This is a genomic window from Dietzia sp. DQ11-71, from assembly GCF_014144995.1.
GTDB lineage: Bacteria > Actinomycetota > Actinomycetes > Mycobacteriales > Mycobacteriaceae > Dietzia > Dietzia kunjamensis.
The window spans coordinates 1-2842 of record NZ_JAALDT010000494.1 but is presented as its reverse complement, the minus strand read 5'-3'; the positions used below and the strand labels follow the sequence as shown (position 1 = coordinate 2842).

General features: G+C 71.0%; 4 protein-coding genes. All 4 read right to left on the bottom strand.

Annotated features, from left to right (window positions below; genetic code table 11):
* The coding region (locus G6023_RS15205; RefSeq protein ID WP_241727894.1) for an HpcH/HpaI aldolase/citrate lyase family protein at positions 1-536 on the bottom strand (536 nt) is incomplete at its 3' end.
* Positions 533-1048 (bottom strand): MaoC family dehydratase, encoded by a 516-nt coding sequence (locus G6023_RS15200; RefSeq protein ID WP_067713227.1) that lies wholly within the window; start codon positions 1046-1048, stop codon positions 533-535. The genes G6023_RS15200 and G6023_RS15205, both read right to left, overlap by 4 nt.
* A 17-nt stretch (positions 1049-1065) precedes the next feature.
* Positions 1066-2211: an acyl-CoA dehydrogenase family protein gene (locus G6023_RS15195; protein WP_182636311.1), complete on the bottom strand. Its 1146-nt coding sequence runs from the start codon at positions 2209-2211 to the stop codon at positions 1066-1068.
* The coding region (locus G6023_RS15190; protein ID WP_182636309.1) for an acyl-CoA carboxylase biotin carboxyl carrier protein subunit at positions 2204-2842 on the bottom strand (639 nt) is incomplete at its 5' end. The genes G6023_RS15190 and G6023_RS15195, both read right to left, overlap by 8 nt.

Sequence of the window (2842 nt, the reverse complement as noted above, 5' to 3'; positions counted from 1 at the left end):
CGGGCGTGACGGGGCACGTCGCGGTACTCCCCCGCCTCGCGGGGGCCACCGGCCTCGGCGGAGGAGAACCGGCTGGTCGATCCGCCCATCGCGGCCAGGAGGTCCTCGGCGCCCCACATCATCCCGGCGCACCCGGGCGCGGCGGCGATCTCCTCCGCGCGGACGACCCCGAGCGGGGTCTCGACCAACGCCAGCACAGCGGCGCCGGTCGTCGAGTGCAGATCCGTGACCTGCGCGGCGGACTCGGTCTTGGCCAGCATCACGCAGCGGTAGTCCGTGTCGGCCAGGGCCTCGAGGTCGGCCACGTGGTCGTCGGTGCCGGTCGGGTTGACCCGCACGATCGTCCGGTCCGGATCGAGTGTCGAGGCCCGCAGCGCCTCACGGGCCGCGGGGCGGTCCGCCGGTGCGACGGCGTCCTCGAGGTCGACGATCACGACGTCCGCGCGGTCCGCCGCCTTGCCGTAGCGCTCCGGCCGGTCGGCCGGGCAGAACAACAGTGCCGGGCCGGGCGGGATCCAGGCGGGTGCGGGGGTCATGCCGTGGCCTCCCCGCCCGGGCCCGACTCCGTCGGCCGCTTGCGGACCAGCGTCTTGCGGACCGCCCTGGCCACGATGTCGCCGTGCTGGTTGCGGCCGATGTGCTCGAGGGTCACGATGCCCTCGCCCGGCCGCGACTTCGACTCGCGCTTGTCGGTGCACACGGTCTCCGCGTACAGCGTGTCACCGTGCAGGACCGGCTTGGGGAAGCTGACCTCGGAGAAGCCGAGGTTCGCCACGATCGTGCCCTGGGTGAGCTGGGCGACCGACAGTCCCACGAGCGTCGACAGCGTGTGCATCGAGTTCATGAGTCGCTCGCCGCCGAAGCCCGGCTGCTCGGCCGACCACGCCGCGTCCAGGTGCAGGGCCTGCGTGTTCATCGTCAGCGTGGTGAACAGGACGTTGTCCGTCTCGGTCATCGTGCGCCCGGGGCGGTGGAGGTAGGCGGTCCCCACCTCGTACTCCTCGAACCACAGGCCACGCTGGACGACCTCTCTGCGCTGCTCGGACATCGTTACAGCCTGATCACTCATAATCCGAGACCACGTGCGATGAGCATGAGCTGCACCTCGGTGGTGCCCTCGCCGATCTCGAGGATCTTGGAGTCGCGGTAGTGCCGCGCCACCGGGTACTCGTTCATGAAGCCGTAGCCACCGTGGATCTGGGTGGCGTCGCGGGCGTTGTCCATGGCCGCCTCGGAGGCGATCATCTTGGCGATGGCGGCCTCCTTCTTGAACTCCTTGCCGGCCAGCATGAGGCGCGCGGCCTCGTAGTAGGCGCAACGCGCCGTGTGGGCGCGGGCCTCCATGCGGGCGATCTTGAACGCGATGGCCTGGAACTCGCCGATCTTGCGGCCCATGGACTCGCGCTCACGGGCGTACTTCACGGACTCGTCGACGCACCCCTGCGCGGCACCGGTGGCCACGGCGGCGATCGCGATGCGTCCCTCGTCGAGGATCGACAGGAAGTTCGCGTACCCGCGCCCCTCCTCGCCGAGGAGGTTCTCCGCCGGCACCCGGGCGTCGGCGAAGGTCAGCGGGTGCGTGTCGGAGGAGTTCCACCCGACCTTGTCGTACGCGGGCTCCGCGGTGAATCCGGGGGTGTCGGCCGGGACGATGATCGTCGAGATGGCCTTCTTGCCGTTGTCGCGGACACCGGTCACGGCGGTGACGGTGACCAGCGAGGTGATGTCGGTGCCGGAGTTGGTGATGAACTGCTTGTTGCCGTTGATCACCCACTCGTCGCCGTCACGCTTTGCGGTGGTCTTGGTGGCGCCGGCGTCCGAGCCCGCGCCGGGCTCGGTCAGGCCGAAGCCGGCGAGCGTGCGACCGGCGGCCAGGTCCGGGAGCCACGTGGCGCGCTGCTCGTCGTTGCCGAAGTGGTAGATCGGCATGGCGCCCAGGCCCACGCCGGCCTCGAGGGTCATGGCGGTCGACTGGTCGACGCGGCCGAGCTCCTCCAGGGCGAGCGACAGGGCGAAGTAGTCGCCGCCCATCCCGCCGAACTCCTCGGGGAACGGCAGACCGAACAGGCCCATGTCGCCCATCTGGGCGACGACCTCGTAGGGGAAGGTGTGGTTGCGATCGTGCTCGGCCGAGGCCGGGGCGACCACCTTGTCGGCGAAGTCCGCGACCGTCGACTTCAGGTCGGCGTAGTGCTCTTCCAACTCAGGCATTGCCTTCTCCTTCGGATTCCTCGGTGGAGGGGTGGGGCTCGACGGTCGCGAGCAGGTGGTCGGCGGGCACCTGCTCGCCGGTGGTGACGTGCACGCGGACCACACCGTCGATCGGCGCGGGCAGTGCGTGTTCCATCTTCATGGCCTCGACGGCCAGGATGTTCTGTCCGGCGGTGACCTCGTCGCCGTCGGCGACGAAGCACGCGATCACCGAACCGGGCATGGGGCTGACGATCTGGCCGTCCGACATCCCGGCGTCGTGGATCCGGGAGTCGATGAGCGGGAGCATCCGCAGGTCCCAGGTCCCGCCGTCGCCGGCCACCCAGAAGGTGTCGGCGGCCTTGGGGTCCGCCGAGCGCACGACGGTCCAGCGCTGCTGGGTGCCGTCGACGGTCAGCCGGAGGGAGGCGCCGTCCCGGGCGACCCGCGCACGATGTCGGGAGGAGACCTCGGGCGCCTCGGTGGATCCGATCGTGGCGTCGGTGATGGTCACCTCGGCGTCGTCGGGGGTCCCCCGCAGTCCCACGGTGACCGCGTCGGACCCGGCGCCGGCGTCCAGGCGGGTCCACACCTCGGCGCGCCCGCCGATCCGCCACCCGTTGGGAACGTCCCACGGGCCGCGGCGTTGCGC

Bases quoted from the DNA above. Each gene is read 5' to 3' on its own strand.
- G6023_RS15195 (WP_182636311.1), bottom strand. From the start codon at position 2,211: ATGCCTGAGTTGGAAGAGCACTACGCCGACCTGAAGTCGACGGTCGCG.
- G6023_RS15200 (WP_067713227.1), bottom strand. From the start codon at position 1,048: ATGTCCGAGCAGCGCAGAGAGGTCGTCCAGCGTGGCCTGTGGTTCGAG.